4 protein-coding genes are annotated in these 4,513 nt (G+C 69.0%); all 4 read left to right on the forward strand.

All coding sequences use genetic code 11. The features are described from left to right. Positions 1 to 62 precede the first annotated feature (62 nt). Positions 63 to 1,094, forward strand: a complete 1,032-nt coding sequence (locus ACRDUX_RS33210) for an acyl-CoA dehydrogenase family protein (RefSeq protein WP_526420501.1) — start codon at positions 63 to 65, stop codon at positions 1,092 to 1,094. Then, a complete protein-coding gene (locus tag ACRDUX_RS33215; protein WP_526420497.1) occupies positions 1,091 to 2,242 on the forward strand; it encodes a thiolase family protein in 1,152 nt (383 codons plus the stop codon). The genes ACRDUX_RS33210 and ACRDUX_RS33215 overlap by 4 nt, the downstream gene beginning before the upstream one ends. Before the next feature lie 57 nt (positions 2,243 to 2,299). Continuing rightward, entirely contained in the window at positions 2,300 to 3,784 is a 1,485-nt protein-coding gene (locus ACRDUX_RS33220) for a class I adenylate-forming enzyme family protein (protein ID WP_526420503.1), read from the forward strand. Positions 3,785 to 3,797: 13 nt separating this feature from the next. Beyond that, on the forward strand, positions 3,798 to 4,513 hold a 716-nt coding region (locus tag ACRDUX_RS33225), incomplete at its 3' end, for a mycofactocin-coupled SDR family oxidoreductase (protein ID WP_526420499.1).

The following is a 4,513-nucleotide window of genomic DNA, read 5'->3' on the forward strand; positions in this document are numbered from 1 at the left end:
GCGCAACATCGTCGGCGAACGCGTGCTGGGACTGCCCAGATGAGCTCGGTGAGGAGACCGTCATGAACTTGCTGCCAGGAGCTGAGCAGCTCGAAATCATCTCGGCGGCAGGAGAATTCCTCGCCGAGCGGATGCCCATCGAGCGGATTCGCACTAGCCGTGATGCGGAAATGCCGGTATCGGAGGAACTCTGGCGGGAAGCCGCCGAGATGGGACTGCTCACGCTCGGCCTCGACGAGGCGGCTGGCGGGTCGGGCCGTCCCTTCGACGACGAAGTGCTGCTGTTCGTCGAACTCGGCAAGCGACTCGCGCCAGGCCCGTTCCTGGCGAGCACGTTGGCCGTCCGGGTGGCCGCCGCCTGCGGGGACGTCGCGCTGGCAGAGCGAATCGGTGGCGGTCGGGCCCGGGTTGCGCTCGCGGTGTTGCGCGGCGACGGCGACGATGAGCCCGCGCCGCCCATCAAGGGCACCTTCGACGTGTTCGACCCCGCGGGTGCCTCCCATGCGCTGGTGGTCGCCCGCGGTGGCGCGGCGCTGATCGGCATCGACTCCCTCGGTCCGCTGACATCGGTGCACGCGGCCGACCCGGGCACCCGGATGGCTTCTGCCACAGTCGATTCGGCCGACCCCGTGCATTGGCTGTCCGTCGAGGAGGAGTGGATCTGGGGGCGCGCCACCGTGCTTGCAGCCGCGTACCTCACCGGCCTGGCTTCGGCCGCCGCCGCGCAGGCGACTGAACACGCCAAGACACGCCAGCAGTTCGGCAAGCCGATCGGGGTGCACCAGGCCATCAAGCACGCCTGCGTCGACATGGAGATCGCGGCCGAGGCCGCGCAGGCCCAGACGTTCTTCGCCGCGATCACGCTGGCGAGCGGACGCTCCGACGCGCTGCTGCAGGTTCTTTCGGCGGTGACGGTGGCCGGCTCGGCCGCCGTCGACAACGCGGCTGCGGGCATTCAGGTGTTCGGCGGGATGGGTTACACCTTCGAGAACGACATGCACTTGTATCTCAAGCGCTCCCACGTGTTTCGGCACCTCTTCGGTGAGCCGACCGACGTGCTGGCCGAGCTGCTGGCCCAGGACCGCGCGCAGTGAGTGGCGCGGTCGCCATCGCGGGCGTCGCCCTGTCCGACGTCGGCCGCGTCGACGACAAGAGCCCCTACGAACTGATCGCCCAGGCCAGTCGTCGCGCGCTGGCCGACGCCGGCCTGACGCCCGGCGATGTCGACGGACTGGCCTCCACTGGTCAGGGCACTCTGCCGCCGGTCGACGTCGGCGAGTACCTCGGGCTGCGCCCGCGCTGGATCGACTCCACTTCGGTCGGCGGCGCGTCGTGGGAGGTGATGGCAGCGCACGCGGCGGATGCGATCACCGCTGGCCATGCCGACGTGGTGCTGCTGACCTACGGCTCGACCGCCCGCTCGGATCTCCGAAAGGGACTGCGGGGCGCGAACATCAACTGGGGTGCCCGCGGGCCGCTGCAGTGGGAGGCGCCCTACGGCCACACCCTGATCTCCAAGTACGCCATGGCTGCGCGGCGCCACATGCACACCTACGGCACCACCATCGAACAGCTGGCCGAGGTCGCCGTGTCGGCGCGGTTCAACGCAGCCGACAACCCCGAGGCCTACTACCGCGACCCGATCACCATCGACGACGTGCTCGACGGCCCGATGATCGCCGACCCGTTCACCAAGCTGCACTGCTGCATTCGCAGTGACGGCGGCGCGGCGGCGGTGCTCGTCAGTGCCGAGCGGGCGAAGGATCTGCGCAGCAAGCCGGTGTGGGTGCTCGGCACCGGTGAGACCACCTCGCACACGCTCACCTCCCAGTGGGAGGACCTCACCGTTGGCCCGGCCGCTGTCAGCGGACCGCTGGCGTTCGGGCGCGCCGGGCTCTCGCCGTCGGACGTGGACGTCGCCGAGATCTACGACGCGTTCACCTACATGCTGCTGCTCACCCTCGAAGACCTCGGCTTCTGCCCGAAGGGGGAGGGCGGTGGGTTCGTCGAGAAGGGATCGCTGCGAGTCGGCGGCGAGCTGCCCACGAACACCGACGGCGGCGGGCTGTCGGCGTGCCATCCCGGTCAGCGCGGATTGTTCCTACTGGTCGAGGCGGCCCGTCAACTTCGTGGCGAATGCGGCCCGCGGCAGGTACCCGACGCCAGGATCGCCTGCGTCAGCGGCACCGGCGGCTGGTTCTGCTCCAGCGGCACGGTGATCCTCGGCGCAGAGGAGCCGTAAGTGCTCAGCGAGCGCGCCGAGACTACGGCAGATGACGGAACTGCACCGGGATTCGTCATAAACCGTAGTTTCGCGAACACGCGGGACCTCCTCGACGCCGCGGCTGTGACGCATGGTGACCTGGAGGCGTACGCCGAACCGGGTGCGCGGATCACGTTCGCGGACTGGATCGGCCGGGCCAGGGGCGTTGCCACGCAATTCGCCGAGCTCGGCGTCGGCAAGGGCGACGTGGTGATGCTCTGGCTGCCGTCGGGTATCGACTACGCCACGTGCTACGCCGCGTCGGCGATGATCGGCGCGATCACCACCGGCCTCAACCCGCGACTGGGCCGTCGCGAGATCGAGTCGATTCTGTACCAGGCCGATCCTGCCCTGATCATCGCCGACGAGGAACTCGGTGAGCTGCCACCCAGCGGTGCGTGCCACCTGAGTCGCGAAGCTCTGTCCACCGACATCTCGGCGGCAGCGCCCCCACCTGTGGCGCTGACCCGACGGGATCCGGTCGCGCTGATCTTTACCAGCGGGACCACCGGAACCCCAAAGGGGGCGGTGTTCGACGCCGATCGGCTGGCGGCAGGCGCCGCGGCGGCGGGTGTCATGAGCGCACCCTACGACCGGCGCCTCACGTCGACCCCGTTCGCCCACGCCGGGTACATGTTCAAGCTCTGGGATCAACTGGTGTGGGGTAGCGCTCTGGTCGTGCCTCCCGCACCGTGGTCGGCCCAGGGGATGTTCGAGGTCCTGCGCAGCGAGCGGGTCACCGTCGCGGGTGCCGTCCCGACCCAGTGGGCGAAGCTGCTCGAAGTCGATGGCGTGAGCCCGCAGGCGTTGCCGCACTTGCGGATCGGAGTTGCGGCGACGGCACCGGCGCCACCCGAACTGGTGCGCCGGGTCGCCGAGCGGATCGGTGTGCCACTCGTGGTGCGGTACGCGATGACCGAATGTCCGACCATCTGCGGCACCGAGCCGGCAGACCCCGTCGAAGTCCAGTTCCGTACCGTCGGGCGACCGGCCGCCGGGATGGAGGTGCGCGTCGGGTCCGACGGCGGTGTCGAGGTGAGCGGACCGTGCGTGATGCGCGGTTACTGGCGAAACCCGGAACTCACCGCCGAGATGCTTCAGGACGGCTGGTTGCGCACCGGTGACATCGGGGTGCTCGGCGACGACGGCAACCTCACCCTCGTCGGGCGCAGCGGCGACATGTACATCCGCGGCGGCTACAACGTGCATCCCGGTGAGGTGGAGCGGACGCTCGCAGGGCACCCAGGGGTGAAACACGCTGCCGTGGTGGGGCGTTCCGCACCCGTGATCGGGGAGATCGGCGTCGCATGCGTGGTCCCGGTCGACGGTGCCGCACCGCCGACGCTGGCCGAACTGCGCGCCCACGTGGCGGGCGACTTGGCCGACTACAAGGCACCCGACGAACTGCTCATCGTCGACGAGCTGCCGCTGACGGCCATGCTGAAGCCGGACCGGGTCGCTCTGAGCGAACTGATCACATTGCACGACAGAGACGTTCAACGTAGACAACCAGCAGGATGAGAGGAATCGAACCATGGGAAGACACGACGGCCGAGTAGCGTTCATCACCGGCGCGGCACGGGGGCAGGGCCGCGCCCACGCGGTCCGACTGGCCTCCGAGGGGGCCGACATCGTGGCCGTCGACATCTGTCGCGACATCGACTCGATGGATTACCCGAACGCCACACCCGACGAGCTCGACGAGACCATCAAGCTCGTCGAGAACGAGGGCAGGCGCATCATCGCCCACCAGGCCGACGTCCGCGACGCCGACGCGCTGCGGCACGCCGTCGACGAGGGCGTCCGCGAGTTCGGCCGCCTCGACATCGTGATCGCCAACGCGGGCATCATCCGGCTCGGTGGCGAGGGGGACCGGCAGCAGATCTTCCGCGACATCGTCGACGTGAACCTGATCGGCGTGTGGAACACCGTCGAGGCCGCGGCTCCTGCGCTCATCGACGGCGGCCGTGGTGGATCGATCGTGCTGACCAGTTCGAGCGCAGGCCTCAAGGGTACCGGCACGGACCGCGCCGGTGGTCAGGCCTACACCGCGGCCAAGCGCGGGCTGGTCGGCCTGATGCAGGTGTGGGCGAATGAGTTCGCGCAGCACTGGATTCGGGTCAACACCATTCACCCCACCGGTGTGGCGACCGGCATGGTGATGAATGAGACGATGGGCAAGCTGATGGAGTCGGGTGACGTCGCGATCTCGGCGATGCAGAACGCATTGCCGATCCAGGTGCTGATGCC

Origin of the sequence: Mycobacterium sp. (assembly GCF_050701675.1) — a bacterium.
GTDB lineage: Bacteria > Actinomycetota > Actinomycetes > Mycobacteriales > Mycobacteriaceae > Mycobacterium.